Here is a 17,789-nt window from a genome sequence, read left to right as displayed (position 1 = left end):
ATGGCTGAGATTAAAGATCCGGAAAATACTCTGATATTGGAAACGACAAAGGGCGATGTGGTTATAGAATTATTGCCTGATGTTGCACCCGAACATGTCAAGAGAATTAAAGAATTAACCCGTGAAGGTGCTTATGACAACGTGGTTTTTCACCGCGTGATAGACGGCTTTATGGCACAGACCGGCGATGTCGAATTTGGCAAAAAGGGTGGCAAGAAATTCAATGCAGCGCGAGCAGGTATGGGCGGATCCGACAAGCCCGATCTTAAAGCCGAGTTTTCCAATGTGCCACATAAGCGCGGTACTGCCTCTATGGCACGCAGTCAAAATCCGAATTCGGCAAATTCCCAGTTCTTTATCTGTTTCGAGGATGCTCCGTGGCTCAATCGGCAATATACGGTTTGGGGACAGGTCATTGAAGGCATGGAAAATGTCGACAAGCTCAAAAAAGGCGAGCCTGTTAGCGATCCTGACAGCATTGTTAAAGCAACAATCGCTGCGGATAAAAAATAATTTTCAAGGCTCGACACAGTTGTTCGGAAGCTTTGATTTATGAAACTTCAAAAAAGGTGTTCTGATAAAATTCGGGACACCTTTTGTTTTTTTAAAACGTGAAATTCCGGCAGATAGAAGTTTGTATCTCTATAGAAACAGCAGCGATATAATCTTCACAAAATGATTCATGTTTGGCATTTAACGATTTGAATTTAATGTAAAAAGTTTTTGTCGATATTTTTTTATATCGTTCAGATCACCCCTTTATAAGATGTTTGGCATCGGGAACGAACGGCTAATTGGCACTAAAAAGCTTAAATGTAAAAGTGATTTTGCGCGGCGCAAAAAACCGGATTTTCATTATTTTTCTTATGTAAAATATGCTGATATTCATTCGGTTTATTGCAGGGAAAGCTCCCGAATAACCTGACTAGAATATATCCGGCTTCAATGCATTTCCTGATGTTTTCCGAAAGCCTCCGCCATTTTTCATTTTAATCCGAACTTGACGCTAACTTACCTGTGGAAGTTGAAATGCCCTTTTAGTGTTTTGACAGAAACACTTGATAAAAACACGATTTTTAGCCCGAAAAATCGCGTTATATCCGCATTCCTTTTTTGAAGACACTCTGTGACAAATGACTAGCCCTACAAAACCGCTTCACACTTTTCGAAAAAATTGGTTTTAGCAGCGCATTTTAATCCCGAAAACCGCTTCACACTTTTCGGAAAATGCGTTTTTAGCAACGCATTTTTGATTCCGAAAACCGCTTCACACTTTTCGGAAAATGCGTTTTTAGCAACGCATTTTTGATTCCGAAAACCGCTTCACACTTTTCGGAAAATGCTTTAGTAAAAAACTATTACCAAGTATCCTTGGCAAGGCCTCCATAGAGGTTGGTCTTTTTATCAGATATAACAGTGCGACAAGCCTTATCCGCTTGTCCGATTTTTGAATGTGCGTGCGCTCTAATGCAAGTTGATCTTTTTGATTTCGAGTTACCTGAAAAACAAATTGCTTTGCGACCTGCTGTGCCGCGAGAAAGTGCCCGTCTTTTACATGTCGGAAAAGGGGGGTGTCTTGAAGATTTGCATGTGCGTGATTTACCCTCACTTCTCAAAAAAGGTGATGCGCTGGTTTTCAATGACACCAAGGTTATAAAGGCCCAACTACAGGGAGAACGGCGTCGCGGTGCCGCTATTGCCCACATTGGCGCAACACTTCATAAACGCGTAAGCCCCAATGAGTGGCTTGCTTTTGTTCGTCCGGCCAAACGTTTAAAAATTGGCGAAACAATTGTGTTCAACAAGCAGGATAGAAGCCTTGGCGATGACAACAAGCTTGTTGCCACAGTTCGCGAAAAAGGCGAAAACGGCGAGATGCTGTTGGAATTTGATAAATCGGGAGCAGAGCTTGATCGTGAAATCGCTCTCATCGGCCACATGCCTTTGCCACCCTATATTGCTTTGAAACGGGGCGAGGATAAGCGCGACGAAACCGATTACCAGACAGTTTATGCCCGCGAAGAAGGTGCGGTTGCCGCGCCAACTGCCGGTCTTCACTTTACAAAGGATTTGATGCAGCAAATCAAAGATCGGGGTGTTGAAGAATACTTTGTAACGCTCCATGTCGGGGCAGGCACATTTTTACCTGTCAAAGTTGATGATACAAAAGACCATAAAATGCATTCCGAAATTGGCCATATAGATCAACAAACGGCAGATGCATTAATGGCTGTCAAAAAACGTGGCAACAGAGTGATAGCTGTTGGCACAACGGCAATGCGACTTCTGGAAAGTGCTGCGGATGAAAACGGGCAACTTGATGCATGGGCCGGTTCGACCGATATTTTCATAACACCGGGTTATCATTTCCGTTTTGTCGATTGCCTGATGACCAATTTCCATTTGCCGCGCTCGACATTATTCATGCTTGTATCGGCTTTTAGCGGGCTTGATGAAATGAAACACGCCTACCAACATGCTATAGAAACAGGCTATCGTTTTTATTCTTATGGCGATACAAGTTTTCTGGAACGAAAAGATTAGGAACAATGAGCGAAACCTTCACCTTCAAAAAAATTACTGAAGATGGTCACGCGCGGCGTGGCGAAATTACAATGCCGCGCGGCAAAGTCCGCACACCTGCTTTTATGCCGGTAGGAACCGCCGGTTCGGTGAAGGCAATGTATATGGAGCAGGTTGAAGAACTTGGTGCGGATATTATACTCGGCAATACTTATCACCTGATGTTGCGCCCCGGTGCAGAACGTATTGCAAGGCTTGGCGGCCTTCATGTTTTTGCACGTTGGCCAAAGCCCATTTTGACTGACTCCGGCGGGTTTCAGGTTATGTCGCTTGCAGGGCTTAGGAAATTGACCGAAAAGGGCGTGACCTTCCAATCGCATATTGATGGTGCGCGTTATGAGCTGACACCGGAACGGTCGATCGAAATACAGTGCCTTCTTGATTCCGACATCCAGATGCAACTCGACCAATGCGTTGCCTTACCTGCATCATTCAAAGAAATGGAAAAGGCAATGGAATTGTCTTTACGCTGGGCAGAACGTTGCAAAACGGCTTTTGGAGATCAGCCGGGAAAAGCAATGTTCGGCATCGTTCAGGGTGGGGATAATGCAAGTTTGCGGGAACGGTCGGCTCATGCTTTGAAGGATCTTGATTTGAAAGGCTATTCCATTGGTGGCCTGGCGGTAGGTGAGCCGCAAAATGTGATGATGGATATGCTTGATGTGACCTGCTCGATTTTGCCGCAAGATAAACCGCGTTATCTGATGGGGGTTGGTACACCTGATGATATTTTGAAAAGTGTGGCCCATGGCGTTGATATGTTCGATTGTGTCATGCCGACAAGGGCAGGCCGACATGGTTTGGCTTTCACCAGATTTGGTAAAATTAATTTGAGAAATGCAAAACATGCCGAAGACCCGCGCCCGCTAGATCCTCAATCTTCCTGTCCGGCAGCACGGGATTATAGCCGTGCTTATCTTCATCATCTCGTAAAAGCGGGTGAACCATTGGCCGGAATGGTGATTACGTGGAACAATCTCGCTTTTTACCAGCAATTGATGCAAGGTATCAGAGATGCAATCGAAGCACATCGTTATGCCGATTTCGTAGCCGAAGTCACAGAAGAGTGGAATAGGGGCGATAGAGCAGATTGATTTAAAAAAGCTCTACTCAATTGAATTTCTCTCGTTGTATTCATTTTCAGAGTTCCTATATTTAAAAAATGAAAATATCTGTCCTTGATCTATGCCCCGTGCCTGAGGGAAGTTCGGTTGCCCAGGCGTTAAAAAATTCAATAGCTCTTGCCAAACATGTGGATGAGCTAGGGTTTCCTCGTATCTGGTATGCCGAACATCACAATATGACCGGCATTGCAAGCGCTGCAACGGCGGTTGTAATGGGGCAGATTCTTGCCTCGACCAATAAAATCGTTGTTGGTGCGGGCGGCGTTATGCTTCCCAACCATTCTCCGCTCGTTATTGCCGAACAATTCGGCACTCTTGAAGCACTCTATCCGAACAGGGTTGAACTCGGATTAGGTCGTGCTCCGGGCACAGACCAGATGACAGCCAGAGCCTTGAGGCGTTCGCTTGATAGCAACCCGAATGATTATCCCCGCGATGTTGTCGAATTGCTTGATTATTTTAAAGATGCCGAGCCTCAGCAACAATTGCGGGCAGTTCCGGGAGCGGGTTTGCACGTACCGGTCTGGATTTTGGGGTCGAGCCTTTATGGGGCGCAGCTTGCGGCAGTTCTGGGTTTGCCTTATTCGTTTGCCTCGCATTTTGCACCGGCCGAGCTTTATCGCGCGCTCAAAGTTTACCGCGATAATTTCCAACCGTCGGAATATCTGGATAAGCCCGTTGCAATGGTTGCGGCAAATGTTGTGGTTGCTGAAACGGATGACGAAGCAAAGTTTCTATTTTCTTCCCAACAACAATCCTTTGTCAATTTACGGACAGGGCGTGCCGGTCCATTACCAAAACCGGTCATGAATTATGTTGACAATCTGCCTTTCAATCACCGCTTGGTGCTTGAGCAATCTTTGTCCTGCTCTGTCGTTGGCTCATCTGAAACAGTCGAGCAAGGACTGAAAAAACTGATAGCCGATACGAATGCCGACGAGTTGATTGTTACGAGCCCGATTTGGGATAATAAAAAACGCATGGATTCATTCACGCTTCTTGCTCGAATCATTAAAGATTTATGATTTTAACTACTCTATGAGCAAGCGGTAGAGCCCTCAATAACCGAGCGCTAATGGTCGTGGATTTGTGGGGTTAAAATCATTTATTTCCAAAATGCACAGCCGGCGTTTTTATTTGGGTTGAAGCTGTCTTACAGAGCTATCTATGCGCCGTTTTCTGAAAAGATGTGGAAGAACCGGAAAGTCATCTTTTCTCAACCCGTAAAGCAGGCTAGAAATGCGTAAAACTGCGCAAGCGGTGGCCCGTTTACGCAGTTTTATCTTACGCATTTTCCGGACGATACTCATACACGTGTCCGGAATTACACCTCTGGTACGCACTACCTGATCCAGAGAGAAACAAAGTGTTTTTGTTTCTGGAGCCTTTGTAGATCAACAATGTTAATCACGGGTTAGCGAACACTTAATGAAGTATGAAAATCGCTATTTTTTTGAAAAAAAATTGCGATTTTTTATCGGTAAAGGGTGATTGATTTGGCACGTGCATTGATGTTTCAAGGAACAGGTTCCGACGTCGGAAAAACAGTTCTTGTTGCCGGCTTTTGCCGTTTGGCTTCCCGCAAGGGCATCAAGGTAATGCCGTTCAAACCGCAAAATATGTCGAACAATGCTGCGGTTGCCGATGATGGCGGCGAGATCGGGCGCGGTCAATGGCTGCAAGCTTTTGCAGCAAATGAAAAACCGTCCGTTCATATGAATCCGGTTTTATTGAAACCGCAAAGTTCGACCGGTTCCCAAATCATTGTACAGGGTAAGCTTTCCGGTTTTAAAAAAGGTGCCGATTATCAAAAAATGAAGGGTGAACTTCTCGATCGGGTCATGGAATCTTTTGCCCGATTGAAGGAGAGAGCCGATTTGGTGCTGGTGGAGGGGGCCGGTTCACCGGCAGAAATCAATTTGCGCCATGGTGACATTGCCAATATGGGGTTTGCGCGAAGTGCCGATGTGCCGGTCGTATTGATTGGCGATATTGACCGCGGTGGTGTGATCGCTTCACTTGTCGGTACAGCAACAATTCTTGATCGCAACGACCGCGCAATGGTCTGCGGTTATCTCATCAATAAATTTCGCGGGGATGTGAGCCTTTTTGATGATGGAATCAAAGCAATCCGGAATTTCACCGGCTGGCCTTGCCTCGGCGTAATCCCGTGGCTTGAAGGGGCAAGCCTGTTGCCTCCTGAAGATTCGATGGCACTCGAACATAGAGAGCCAAAAAAACATGGCAAAGTAAAAATAGCTGTACCGGTTTTACCCCATATTGCCAATTTTGATGATCTCGACCCGTTGGCTCACGAAAGTGATGTTGAAATTGTCTTTGTCCGGAAGGGTGAGTGTTTTCCAGCCGATAGCGATGTTATTATCCTTCCCGGTTCCAAATCGACCATAGCGGATATGATTGCTCTTCGTGAAAATAAGTGGGATGGGGAGATTATCGCACACGCCAAAAAAGGCGGTATGGTGATCGGTATTTGCGGCGGCTTTCAGATTCTGGGCAGGAAAATTTTGGATCCCGATTCTCTGGAAGGAAATGTTATCGAAATAGACGCGCTTGGCCTTCTTGATATGGTAACCGAGATCGGAGAACGAAAACTCACGCGCAATAGCAACGCTATTCATCTTGCAAGTGGCCTTCCGCTCACAGGCTATGAAATCCATATGGGCAAAAGCTTTGGTCCCGATTGTCGCCATGCCCCTTTAAAAATAAACAATGTCAAAGACGGTGCGGCCTCGCCCGATGGAAAGATTTGGGGAACCTATCTCCATGGTTTGTTTTCGGCAGATGCTTTCCGTCACTATTTTATCGGAAATTTTGGTGCAAAGCCGGATGCGTCCGGACATTTTGAAAAAATTGATAATGCGCTCGATAAGATTGCCGATGAACTGGAAAAGGCTGTCGACATAAACGCGCTTTTTCGGCTTGCACGATAAAGTTTAAGCAGCTATCTCTAAGAAAGCCGGTTTTTTGCAAAAGAAGTTGCGAAAAATAAACTGGACTTTCAGGAAGTGGACCCAATTCGGGCATTTCATTCAAGCCGGTCAGTCAAATTATTGTATTTAAGAATGGGCTAGAAATCCGGTTCCGGTTTGTGTTCTCATCATTCAAGAACTCTGATTCTGCATCAAAGGCATGAAGCCGGTTTTCAGCTTTCTTTGTAAAGTGATGAATGTCTATTCCGTAAATGGAGGAGTTTTTTGGCAAAGATAACATTGATTCTTGGCGGTACGCGTTCGGGAAAGTCGGTTTTTGCCGAAAATTATGTGTTGTCTGCCAATAAAGTACCGGTCTATCTCGCAACGGCAGAAATTTTCAATGAAGAGATGGGAAAACGGGTCGATATGCATCGCTCACGCCGTAAGTCCGGCTGGATCAATGTTGAAGAACCGATTGATATTATGGGCGAGATCGCAAAACATAATAGTGAACAAAAGATCATCCTTATTGATTGTCTCAGCGTTTGGCTTGGTAATTTATTGGAGCATCACCGGAACGTTGAAACAGAAATAGCAAAGCTTGTTGATGGTCTTGCAAAGCTTGAAGTAGAAACGGTTTTTGTTTCGAGCGAGGTAGGACTCGGGATTGTGCCGGACAACAAGCTTGCGCGAGAATTCAGCGATTATGCCGGTCTCATGAACCAGAAAATTGCGAATATAGCAGAAACGGTGTTTTTTGTTGCGGCTGGTCTGCCGCTTAAATTGAAAGGCTAAGTTTGATGTCGGAACAAAAATTTTTACAGAGCAAAATCCCAACCACCGTCATAACCGGATTTTTGGGTTCCGGAAAAACCACAATGATCAGGCATTTATTGGAAAATGCGCAAGGAAAACGCATTGCTCTCATCATTAACGAATTCGGCGAACTTGGTGTGGATGGCGGTTTGCTCAAAGGCTGTGGTCTTGATAATTGCCACGATGATGATCTCATTGAACTTAATAACGGTTGCATCTGTTGCACGGTTGCCGAAGAATTTATTCCGACTATGACCAAACTTCTCGAGCGCGAGGATAGACCTGATCATATTGTGATCGAAACATCAGGTTTGGCACTTCCCCAGCCGCTTGTTGCAGCCTTCAATTGGCCTGAAATCAAAACGCAGGTGACCGTTGACGGAGTGATCACCGTGATTGACGCTCCGGCGGTGGCCGAAGGCCGGTTTGCCGATGATATTGACAAAATCAATGCCGAACGTGCCCAAGATAATTCGATCACCCATGAAAGCCCGCTCGAAGAATTGTTTGAAGACCAAATTCATGCGGCTGATCTCATCGTCCTCAACAAGGTTGATCTTATCGACGAGGACACGCTTGATAATGTGCGCAATATCATTTCGAGCCATAGCGACAGAGTTCCCCAAATGGTCACATCGAGTTTCGGCAGTATCGGAACCGATCTTATATTGGGGCTTGGCGTCGGTACCGAGAGCGATATTGAAAACCGCAAATCCCACCATGAAATGAACCATGCGAAAGGCGTTCCACATAACCACGACGAATTCAAAAGCTTTGTCGTTAACGCACCATCCATCCATGATCCCAAGGCATTAATCGAACGGTTGAAAACGATCATCGAAGAAAATGATATTTTGAGGCTCAAAGGTTTTGTCAATGTGGTTGGAAAACCGATGCGTCTTGTTGTTCAAGCCGTAGGTCAGCGGATTGATTCCTATTTTGATCGCCCCTGGCAAAAAAACGAAGAGCATAAAAGCCACCTTGTTGTTATCGGTCTTCACGAAATCGACGAGGAGAAGGTGCGCAAAACTATTGAAGCGCTTGATGTCTGATGCATTTGCTTCTTGCCCAGAAGGGAACCATAGCCGAACAGGACAAGGCGATTGATCTTGGACAATCGCCTGCGGACGTTATTTTTCTTTCGGCAGCTGATACGGAATTGGCAAGCCTTTCGGTTGCAAAAGCCGCGTTGAAGAAAACAACGTCTTCGTTGAGGCTTGTCAATTTGCTTTCGCTTTCACATCCCATGTCGGTTGACACCTATGTCGAAAAAACCGCGTCATATGCGAAATTGATTGTGTTGCGCGTGATAGGTGGTGAAAGTTATTGGCCTTATGGCCTGCAAGTTCTCCACTCGCTGGCACTGGAAAAAAATATCAAATTGGTGGTTTTGCCTGGTGACGATAAAGTAGACGAAAATTTGCAAAAATTTTCTACTGTTGCCGAAGAGGATTGCCGCAATCTTTGGCACTATCTTATTGAAGCGAGTGCGCAAAATATGCGCTCCTTTCTTGAATATTGCGATTATTTGCTAGGCCGCCACGAAAAGCCTGTCGAGGCGGTCCCCTTGATGAAGGCAGGTCTCTGGTCACCGGATGACCCGCCGTTAACTGTTGATGATCTCGTAAAACGTCACAATGCCACCCATAAACCGGTTGTGGCTATCTGTTTTTATCGTGCATTGGTGCAGAGCGGGCAAACAGCGAGCGTGGAAGCACTTATCGACGCTCTTCAAAAAGGCGGCTTAATCGCGCTGCCAATTTTTGTTTCAAGTCTCAAAGATGAATTGAGCGTTGCAATTGTCGATTCAATTTTTGACCGGCTTTCGCCCGATATTGTATTGAATGCGACCGGCTTTGCGGTTTCAAACGGGCATACGGGACGAAAACCCACTGTCCTTGAAAAGCGCGGCGCAATGGTTTTGCAGGTGGTTTTTGCCGGAAGCAGCAAAGAGCAATGGGAAAAAGATGGACGTGGCTTGACTGCCCGTGATCTTGCCATGAATGTTGCGCTTCCGGAAGTTGATGGACGCGTATTCACCCGCGCTGTGTCTTTCAAATCGGCAGTGGAATATGATGACGAGACAGAATGTAATGTTGTCGTCCATAAACCTTTGAAAGATCGGGTCGACTTTGTTGCAGAGCTTACAAAAAACTGGGTAAGACTGCGCAACAAGAAGCCCCATGAGCGCCATGTTGCCATTGTCATGGCCAATTATCCCGGTGGCGATGGCCGCTTGGGGCATGGTGTCGGGCTTGATACACCGGCAGCCATGATTGTGACGCTTAACGCCATGAAAAGCCAAGGCTACGAAATAGAAAATATTCCGGAAAATGGCAATGAGCTCATGCGGTTGATGATTGAAGGTCCAACTAATGAAGGGGTGAAGGGACGGATAATCCGGACAGCACTTTCTTTGAGTCTTTACAAGAAGTTCTTTCAATCGCTTGATAAAAAGATTCAAGATGAAGTGACTGCACGCTGGGGTGCGCCGGAAGATGATGCCTATGTGGTTCAAAATGGATTGGCTTTGCCGGTTTTAATGTTGGGGGAAACGGTTGTCGGATTACAGCCGGAACGCGCATTCGGAATGGATGCAAAGCAAGTCTACCACGCACCCGACATTGTTCCCACCCATCATTATCTCGCATTCTATTTCTGGCTCCGTTTTGTTTATAAAGCCGATGCTATTATTCATATGGGTAAGCATGGCAATCTTGAATGGCTTCCGGGAAAAGCTTTAGCACTCTCGAACCATTGCTATCCTGAAGTTGCTCTTGGACCGATGCCGCATATCTATCCGTTTATTGTTAACGACCCCGGTGAAGGAACACAGGCAAAACGACGCTCTTCAGCCGTTATCATCGACCATCTGACCCCGCCTTTGACACGCGCGGAAAGTTATGGCCCGTTAAAAGATCTGGAAGGGCTTGTTGATGAATATTATGAGGCCTCAGGCGTTGACCCGCGCCGTCTCGTAAAGCTCAAAGGCGAAATACTTGATCTGGTGCGGCTCACCGGTCTCAATCATGATGCCGGAATTGAAGACCATGATAGCGATGATCTGGCACTTGAGAAACTTGATGCCTTTTTGTGTGATCTTAAAGAATTGCAAATCAGGGACGGGCTGCATATTTTTGGCAAAGCGCCTTCTGGCGAACAATTGGAAAATCTCCTTGTTGCAACGGCACGTGTTCCCCGTGGCGAGGGAGAAAATGGCAGTTTACACCGCGCTATCGCCGATGATCTCGGACTTGCTTTCGACCCGCTTGATTGTGTTTTTTCAGAAAAATGGCAAGGTGAAAAGCCTGAAATATTGAAGGGCATGACCGACAGCCTATGGCGCACAAATGGTGACACGGTTGAACGGATTGAACTTCTGGCGCTGGCGCTGGTGTCGGGAAAGATCACTCTTCCGCAAAACTTCATGAAAACAGCGCCAATTCTTAAAAATATTGAAGAAACATTGCGGCCCTTGATTTTAAGTTGCGGCAAGGCAGAAATTGACGGGCTTTTAACGGCTCTTGACGGGCATTTTGTCGAGCCGGGGCCATCCGGCGCCCCGACACGCGGACGGCCCGATGTATTTCCGACAGGGCGCAACTTTTTTTCAGTTGATACAAGGGCAGTGCCCACACAGTCGGCTTGGCAATTGGGTAAAAAATCGGCCGAGCTTCTCATTATCCGCTATGTGCAGGATCACGGTGATTGGCCGAAGGCTTTTGGCCTTACCGCTTGGGGAACCGCCAATATGCGCACCGGTGGCGATGATATTGCGCAGGCTCTGGCGCTTATCGGCGTCAAGCCTTTGTGGGATGCGGCATCCCGCCGTGTAACCGGTGTTGAAGTTATTCCGATAGCAGTTCTCGGGCGGCCACGTGTCGATGTGACGTTAAGGATTTCCGGCTTCTTCCGCGATGCATTTCCCGAACAGATCGCCTTGTTCGATCAGGCGGTGCGTCTCGTTGCCTCGCTTGACGAAGAGGAAGAAGATAATCCGCTTCATGCGCATTATTTGAAAGATGTAAAAACGCTCACAGAAAACGGAAAGAGCACAAAAGAGGCGGAAAGAGAAGCCGGTTTTCGTGTTTTCGGCGCTCGTCCGGGTGTTTATGGAACCGGCGTTCAGGAGCTTCTCGACAAGGGCGAATGGAATGACCGTAACGACCTTGGCAAAGCGTGGATTGCCCATTCTTCTTTTGCTTATGGTAAGGAAGACGGGGTGGCTGCACAAAATATGCTTGAAAGCCGGCTTCATCATATCAATGCCGTTGTCCAAAATCAAGATAATCGCGAACATGATCTTCTCGATTCCGGTGAATATTATGCCTTTGAAGGGGGCATGGCTTCGGCGGTTGCTGATAAGCAGGGGGCTTTTCCGAAAGTCTATCACAATGATATGTCGCGCCCCGAACGGCCAATGATAAAAACCTTGCAGGAAGAAATCGGGCGGACACTCCGCGGGCGTGCCGTTAATCCGAAATGGATAAAAGGGGTTATGCGCCACGGCTTTAAAGGTGCGGTCGAAATGGCTGCAACTGTCGACTATCTCTTTGCTTTTTCGGCAACAACAAATGCCGTATCCAACGAACAATTCGAGGCGATTTATAATGCCTATATCGACGACGAGACGGTGCGGAATTTTCTAATCGGGAACAACCCTGCCGCTTTAAGAGAAATGGCACATAAACTTGAACAGGCGATCCGGAGAGAGTTGTGGAAACCACGCTCCAATTCTGCTTTGTTTGAACTGGAAGAACTACAGAAAGGCTCGATAAGATGGACGCCAAGGAAAAGCTGACGGAAGCGGAATTGAATGCCCGTCATGCCGAAAAAATGAAAAAGAAAGAGGCCGCGCGCAAAAAAATAGAAGCCGGTAAAACCAAAGAAAAAGGCCTTCTCATTGTTCATACGGGCAAGGGCAAAGGCAAGACAACGGCCGCTTTCGGTATGGTTTTTCGTGCTCTCGGCCAGAATATGAGGGTTGGCGTTGTGCAGTTTGTCAAGGGATTACGGCAAACCGGCGAGCGTACTGCACTTGAAAAATTTGGCGATCAGGTGCGCGTCTATGCCCATGGTGAAGGCTTTACATGGGAAACGCAGGATCGTGAAAAAGACATTGCCGAAGCGCGAAAAGCATGGAACATTGCCAAAGATATGATCCTCGACGACACCACGGATATGGTGCTTTGTGACGAGTTGAATATCGTGTTGCGCTATGATTATTTACCTTTGGAAGAAGTGCTTGATGTATTATCGAAGCGACCTTTCATGAAGCATGTTATCATTACCGGTCGCAATGCAAGAAATGAATTGATTGAGGCTGCCGATCTGGTGACAGAAATGGAATTGGTCAAACACCCGTTCCGTTCCGGCATAAAAGGACAGAAGGGGATTGAATTCTGATGACCGCAACCTGGCAGTTCTGGGCATTTCTTTCTGCAATTTTTGCGGCTTTAACAGCGATTTTTGCAAAAGTAGGTATAAGCGGTATCAATTCCGATTTTGCCACTTTGATAAGAACAATCGTTATCATCGCCGCATTGTGTCTGTTTTTAAGCATTACCGGACAATGGCAACGTCCGGGAGCTATTCCGGCAAAATCATGGGTTTTCCTTGTTTTATCAGGACTTGCCACGGGTGCTTCATGGCTTGCCTATTTTCGCGCTCTGCAATTGGGAGATGCTTCCCATGTCGCTCCGATAGACAAATTATCAGTCATCTTTGTTGCCATTTTTGGCGTTACTTTTCTTGGTGAAAAACTGACAGCCATCAACTGGACCGGCGTCGTGCTGATCGGGGCAGGCGTTATTTTGCTGGCATTAAAATTTTAGAAGAGCATAAATTCTTCTGCCTTAAGAAAACGGTTCGGTAACTTTGTGCAAACCGGTTTTTTTAAGCTCCATGATGATATTCTGATGGAGAGGCTTTAACTCTCAGAAGTTCAGCCATTGCCGTAGCGGATTGTCATGAGCTTCCAAGAGTTTATAGGCAAGAATAACGCATACAATGACCAATAGCGGTTTTATGAGCTTGGCACCGGTTTTCATGGCGACGCGCGCACCCAATTGTGCTCCGATAAATTGTGCGATTCCCATAGCAATGCCGATTTTTACATTGATCGAGCCCATGACAGCAAAGGTTAAAAAACCGCCGAGATTGGATGAAAAGTTCAACAGTTTCGTATGGGCTGTCGCTTTGAGAATTCCAAACCCTGACAAAGAAACAAAGGCCAGCATATAAAAAGAGCCGGCACCCGGACCGAATATGCCGTCGTAAAAGCCGACAAGTGGCGCCATAGTCAGCGAAAAGATGATTGGCCGCATCCGCTCCTGTTTATCAATGTCGTTGAGGTTCGGCTTGAATGCGAAATAACAGGCGACAATAATGAGCAGAACGGGCAGGAACGCCTGAAATAATTTGACAGGAATGAGGGTCGCAACCAATGCGCCGATAACACTTCCGATAAAGGCCATAGTGGCTTGGAGGATTTGTTTCCTTATATTGACTTGTCCACCACGGGCATAGGCCACCATTGCAGAAAATGAACCGAAAAGACCCTGCAACTTGTTTGTACCCAATGTTTCGACTGGCGGAAGGCCTGAAAGCATCAGGGCAGGGATGGTGATAAGGCCACCGCCACCGGCAATCGAATCTATAAAACCGGCAAGCAAACCGGCAAAAATCAAAATCAGGACAGTCGGGTCAAAAAGGAATTCCAGCATTGGCGAATATTACCTGAACAGAATAGAATAAGGAATAATAGAATAATTTCGATAAAGAAACGTCAAACGTTGCATTCATGCACTTGTGTTTTTTGTGCAATATTGGCAAGCTCTGCTTTTAGTTCAGCTCTCCTAACGTGGCAAGAAGCGGAGTTTCGCATGTTTGACAGCATAGCAAATTATTTTTCCCGTCATAATTCGGTTCGTAAAGTGGCCGAAAATCCGGCAACAGCGGCCGAGCTTCTCTTGCTCATCCATTTGGGTTTTGCCGATGGTAAACATACCCCAAGCGAAACTGCCGCTTTTTCAAAAATTGCCGAACAACAATTCGGTGTATCTCCCGATGCTTTGCCGGATGTCATCCAATATCTTTATGATTATGGCTATGAAACAACAACCGGTCAGGCTGCAGCTCTCTTTGGCGAATTGGCGCCGGATCGGCGTATTGCACTTATCGAAAATTTGATGACGATTGCGGCTGCCGATAATCATGTCGATGCGGATGAAGTTGCACTCATCCATCGGATAGCAGCCATTCTCGGTGTTCCCTCGCAAGAGGTGGAGCGGATTTATAACACCGTCAAAGGACGCGCTTGAAGGCAAAAACGGATATGGTCATATCAAGCTCTATGCCGGTTTTTGTTGGCATAGGCATTTCGTCATCTGCCACAACGGGCGACATGGAAAAGGCGCTCGAATTTCTGGAAAAGTGGAATATTGCGGTTTTTTCAACGCTTGAAGGTAAAGAATCCAACAGCCTTATTTTACTTGCTTTGCAACGCCTTGCTGTTCCTCTCGTTACATTTTCATCAGAAGAGTTGGAGACAATGACTTGCTTTCTGAAGAACCCTTCCGATATTGTTTTTCAACATAAGGGCTGCCATGGCGTTGCGGAAGCGGCGGCTTTGGCGGCTTCAGGTAAAGGTGGTATCTTGCTCGTTGAAAAGACAAAAATTGGTGGGCTCACCATTGCTGTTGCAGGATAGAAGGAAGAATGACAGTATATTTTATCGGCGCAGGTCCGGGAGCATATGATCTCATTACAGTGCGTGGGCTTAATCTCATAAAACGTTGTCCGGTCTGCCTTTATGCCGGCTCGCTTCTTTCGGAAGAATTGATTGCCGAAATTCCTCAGGAAGCGCGACGCGTCAATACCGGTCATCTTGATCTTGATGCCATTGTCGAAGAGTTTGTCAAAGCGGAAAAAGAAGGAAAGGATGTTGCAAGGCTTCATTCCGGCGACCCTTCGATCTATAGCGCAATTGCCGAACAGATGGCAGCGCTCGACAAGCTTGCAGTCAATTACGAGGTGGTGCCGGGGGTTGCTTCCTATGCGGCGGCAGCGGCAGCCATGAAGCAGGAATTGACACTTCCAAAGCTAAACCAATCGGTCATTTTGACACGGACATCAGTCAATTCGTCACCCATGCCGGAACTTGAGACATTGTCAAATCTCGGACAAGCAAAAGCGACAATGGCAATCCATCTTTCGGCAAAAAATATTGCTGCCATCCGGAAAGAATTATTGCCGATTTACGGGTCCGATTGCCCCGTCATTGTTGCCTATCACGTAAGCTGGCCGGACGAAAAAATCATTTCAGGCACATTGGCCGATATTCATGAAAAGATAGCGCAAGAAAAAATAGAAAAAACCGCAATCATCTTTGTCGGGAAAGCGCTGCGGCCGGAAAAGCTTAGCCGTTCGTCTCTTTATGCTTTTCCGCACGGTCCGCTTGGCAAAACGTCCGCACCACGTCGATAACATCTTTTTCCGCACTTAATATGACGACATCGGGCAGGGGCTTTCTGGTGATCATAATCACCGGAAGGCCGAGTTTGCGAGCAGCCTCCAACTTTGGAAAAGATGCTGAACCTCCGGAATTTCTGCACACGAGACAATCAAAATGATGGTTGACGAGAAAGTCATATTCTTCTTTTTCATTTTCCGGTTTACCAAGCACAATTTCTATATTGGCTTCGGGAACAAAATTTTCCGGTTGCTCGACCATACGCGCGACAAATGAAACATCTTTGCGCACAAGAAATTCATTGACGTGTTGGCGCCCGATGGCAAGAAAGCAGCGGCTATTTGCAGGAACAGCAGCGACGGCTTCCTCAATATTATTCACCGTCAGCCACTTGTCTTCTTTACCCGCTTGCCAGAGCGGACGCTCGAACCGGATATAATCGATTTTTTCTGCGCGCGCTGCCCGCCAAGCATGATCGGTCATAGTTTCAGCGAAAGGATGGGTTGCGTCAACGATAAGCCCTATATTTTCCTTTTTGATTGTATTGATAAGCCCGTCAATGCCGCCAAACCCGCCAATGCGGTATCGCCCCGCGGGAATTTTCGGATGCGATGTGCGGCCAGCGAGAGACGAAAGAACAGGATAGTCCTTTTCGGCAAATTTTTCTGCGAGAGCATAGGCTTCGCTGGTGCCACCCAATAATAAAACTGTCCTACTTTCTCGCAAGAATATTTCCCTTCCTGTCGGTCACAATGATTTCGACAGTAACCAGCGCACTCCTTAATGTTTCTTCAGCAACATGTTTTGCCTGAAGCGCAATAGGGGTAGCAATATCAATTCCTTCTTTTGTAGCAATATCAAGCACTTCTTTTGCAGTGTTCGCATTTTCGATGAAGTGCTTGAAAGATTGGTTTAAGCCGGCATTCTTTGCAATAGTCCACAAAAATGTCTTGTCGACTTGGGAGCGGGAAGAATGAAGGTCCATTTCGCCTTGCGCGAGTTTTGTGAGTTTTGCAAAACCACCTGCAATTGTCAGTTTATCAATCGGGTGGTGACGCAAATATTTTAACACGGCACCGACAAAGTCTCCCATATCCAATATAGCATAGTCGGGAAGATGGTAGATTGCCTGTGCGGCATCTTCCGAAGTTGCGCCGGTTGCACCAAGAACATGGCTTGCCCCTTCCGCACGTGCAACATCAATACCGCTATGAATAGAATGAATCCATGCCGAGCATGAGAACGGATGAACAATACCGGTAGTGCCGAGAATGGAAATGCCGCCCAAAATGCCAAGGCGCGGATTCCATGTTTTGAGCGCGATATTTTCGCCATCCGGCACTGAAATTGTAATGACCAGGTCTTGCGGAAAAGAATATTTGTCACAAATTTCCTTGCAAACCTCGCTCATCATCCGGCGCGGAACGGGGTTGATGGCCGCTTCCCCGACATCAAGCGGCAAACCCGGTCTTGTAACAGTTCCAACACCTTTTCCTGCTTTGAATATAATTCCACTGTTTGGACGGGCAGGAGTGACAGTTGCAATAATGGTCGCCTTGTCTGTTACATCGGGATCATCACCTGCATCTTTGATAATTCCTGCTGTTGCCTGATTTTCTCCAAGAGTTTTGACAGATAGCGCAAATTGCGGCATTTGCCCCCTTGGCAATCTTATCTCCACGGGATCGGGAAAAGCACCGGTTATGAGAGCAGTGAGCGCTGCCTTGGTTGCAGCGGTAGCGCAGGCGCCTGTTGTCCAGCCCAAGCGAAGGGGACCTTCCGGTTTGCGTTTCAATGTGCTTTGCAGATCTGCCATTTTGACAATATTTCTTGAAAATTAAACGTTTACAGTGGTTGGAA

Annotated in this window: 16 protein-coding genes; 13 read left to right on the top strand and 3 right to left on the bottom strand. The window is 46.7% G+C overall.

The features are described from left to right. The 10 genes from BBC0178_RS06835 (at nucleotide 1) to BBC0178_RS06790 (ending at nucleotide 13,290) form a co-directional block, all read left to right on the top strand. Nucleotides 1-513, top strand: a complete 513-nt coding sequence (locus BBC0178_RS06835; protein ID WP_077971764.1) for a peptidylprolyl isomerase — start codon at nucleotides 1-3, stop codon at nucleotides 511-513. 954 nt (nucleotides 514-1,467) lie between these two features. After that, nucleotides 1,468-2,544, top strand: coding sequence for a tRNA preQ1(34) S-adenosylmethionine ribosyltransferase-isomerase QueA (queA, locus tag BBC0178_RS06830; RefSeq protein WP_078039639.1), 1,077 nt, complete (start codon nucleotides 1,468-1,470; stop codon nucleotides 2,542-2,544). A gap of 5 nt (nucleotides 2,545-2,549) precedes the next feature. Then, nucleotides 2,550-3,677 carry a tRNA guanosine(34) transglycosylase Tgt gene (tgt, locus tag BBC0178_RS06825; protein ID WP_078039638.1) on the top strand — a complete coding sequence of 376 codons (1,128 nt, stop codon included), beginning with the start codon at nucleotides 2,550-2,552 and terminating at the stop codon, nucleotides 3,675-3,677. 68 nt (nucleotides 3,678-3,745) lie between these two features. Beyond that, nucleotides 3,746-4,732, top strand: a complete 987-nt coding sequence (locus BBC0178_RS06820) for an LLM class flavin-dependent oxidoreductase (protein ID WP_077971758.1) — start codon at nucleotides 3,746-3,748, stop codon at nucleotides 4,730-4,732. A gap of 471 nt (nucleotides 4,733-5,203) precedes the next feature. Continuing rightward, nucleotides 5,204-6,658 (top strand): cobyric acid synthase, encoded by a 1,455-nt coding sequence (locus BBC0178_RS06815; protein ID WP_078040396.1) that lies wholly within the window; start codon nucleotides 5,204-5,206, stop codon nucleotides 6,656-6,658. Nucleotides 6,659-6,922: 264 nt separating this feature from the next. Continuing rightward, complete coding sequence (gene cobU / locus BBC0178_RS06810) at nucleotides 6,923-7,435, top strand: bifunctional adenosylcobinamide kinase/adenosylcobinamide-phosphate guanylyltransferase (RefSeq protein ID WP_078039637.1); 513 nt, start codon at nucleotides 6,923-6,925, stop codon at nucleotides 7,433-7,435. Nucleotides 7,436-7,440: 5 nt separating this feature from the next. Beyond that, the gene (gene cobW / locus BBC0178_RS06805) at nucleotides 7,441-8,508 is read left to right on the top strand and encodes a cobalamin biosynthesis protein CobW (RefSeq protein WP_077971754.1); all 1,068 of its coding nucleotides are present in this window, start codon (nucleotides 7,441-7,443) and stop codon (nucleotides 8,506-8,508) included. Continuing rightward, nucleotides 8,508-12,257, top strand: coding sequence for a cobaltochelatase subunit CobN (cobN, locus tag BBC0178_RS06800; RefSeq protein WP_078039636.1), 3,750 nt, complete (start codon nucleotides 8,508-8,510; stop codon nucleotides 12,255-12,257). The genes cobW and cobN overlap by 1 nt, the downstream gene beginning before the upstream one ends. Then, a complete protein-coding gene (cobO, locus tag BBC0178_RS06795) occupies nucleotides 12,236-12,862 on the top strand; it encodes a cob(I)yrinic acid a,c-diamide adenosyltransferase (protein ID WP_078039635.1) in 627 nt (208 codons plus the stop codon). Before cobN ends, cobO begins: the two co-directional genes overlap by 22 nt. After that, entirely contained in the window at nucleotides 12,862-13,290 is a 429-nt protein-coding gene (locus tag BBC0178_RS06790) for an EamA family transporter (protein WP_077971747.1), read from the top strand. The genes cobO and BBC0178_RS06790 overlap by 1 nt, the downstream gene beginning before the upstream one ends. Before the next feature lie 102 nt (nucleotides 13,291-13,392). Here the strand turns inward: BBC0178_RS06790 and BBC0178_RS06785 are convergent, their stop codons facing one another. After that, entirely contained in the window at nucleotides 13,393-14,181 is a 789-nt protein-coding gene (locus BBC0178_RS06785) for a TSUP family transporter (protein WP_078039634.1), read from the bottom strand. Nucleotides 14,182-14,340: 159 nt separating this feature from the next. Between BBC0178_RS06785 and BBC0178_RS06780 the strand changes: the two genes are divergently transcribed. From BBC0178_RS06780 to cobM, 3 genes are read left to right on the top strand one after another with little or no spacing between them, the layout of a single operon-like run. Then, the gene (locus tag BBC0178_RS06780; protein WP_078039633.1) at nucleotides 14,341-14,778 is read left to right on the top strand and encodes a tellurite resistance TerB family protein; all 438 of its coding nucleotides are present in this window, start codon (nucleotides 14,341-14,343) and stop codon (nucleotides 14,776-14,778) included. 14 nt (nucleotides 14,779-14,792) lie between these two features. Next, a complete protein-coding gene (locus BBC0178_RS06775) occupies nucleotides 14,793-15,167 on the top strand; it encodes a cobalamin biosynthesis protein (RefSeq protein WP_149867439.1) in 375 nt (124 codons plus the stop codon). Nucleotides 15,168-15,175: 8 nt separating this feature from the next. Continuing rightward, nucleotides 15,176-15,943: a precorrin-4 C(11)-methyltransferase gene (gene cobM / locus BBC0178_RS06770; RefSeq protein ID WP_078039631.1), complete on the top strand. Its 768-nt coding sequence runs from the start codon at nucleotides 15,176-15,178 to the stop codon at nucleotides 15,941-15,943. Here cobM and BBC0178_RS06765 read toward each other — a convergent pair. Beyond that, nucleotides 15,876-16,655, bottom strand: a complete 780-nt coding sequence (locus tag BBC0178_RS06765) for a cobalt-precorrin-6A reductase (RefSeq protein WP_188317711.1) — start codon at nucleotides 16,653-16,655, stop codon at nucleotides 15,876-15,878. The genes cobM and BBC0178_RS06765 overlap by 68 nt on opposite strands. Further along, nucleotides 16,642-17,745: a cobalt-precorrin-5B (C(1))-methyltransferase gene (locus tag BBC0178_RS06760; RefSeq protein ID WP_078039629.1), complete on the bottom strand. Its 1,104-nt coding sequence runs from the start codon at nucleotides 17,743-17,745 to the stop codon at nucleotides 16,642-16,644. Before BBC0178_RS06760 ends, BBC0178_RS06765 begins: the two co-directional genes overlap by 14 nt. Between the last annotated feature and the right edge of the window lie 44 nt (nucleotides 17,746-17,789).

The organism is Ditibartonella apihabitans, assembly GCF_002007485.1.
Lineage (GTDB): Bacteria > Pseudomonadota > Alphaproteobacteria > Rhizobiales > Rhizobiaceae > Bartonella > Bartonella apihabitans.
The sequence above is the reverse complement of the archived record's forward strand: the minus strand, read 5'-3'. Positions and strand labels throughout refer to the sequence as shown.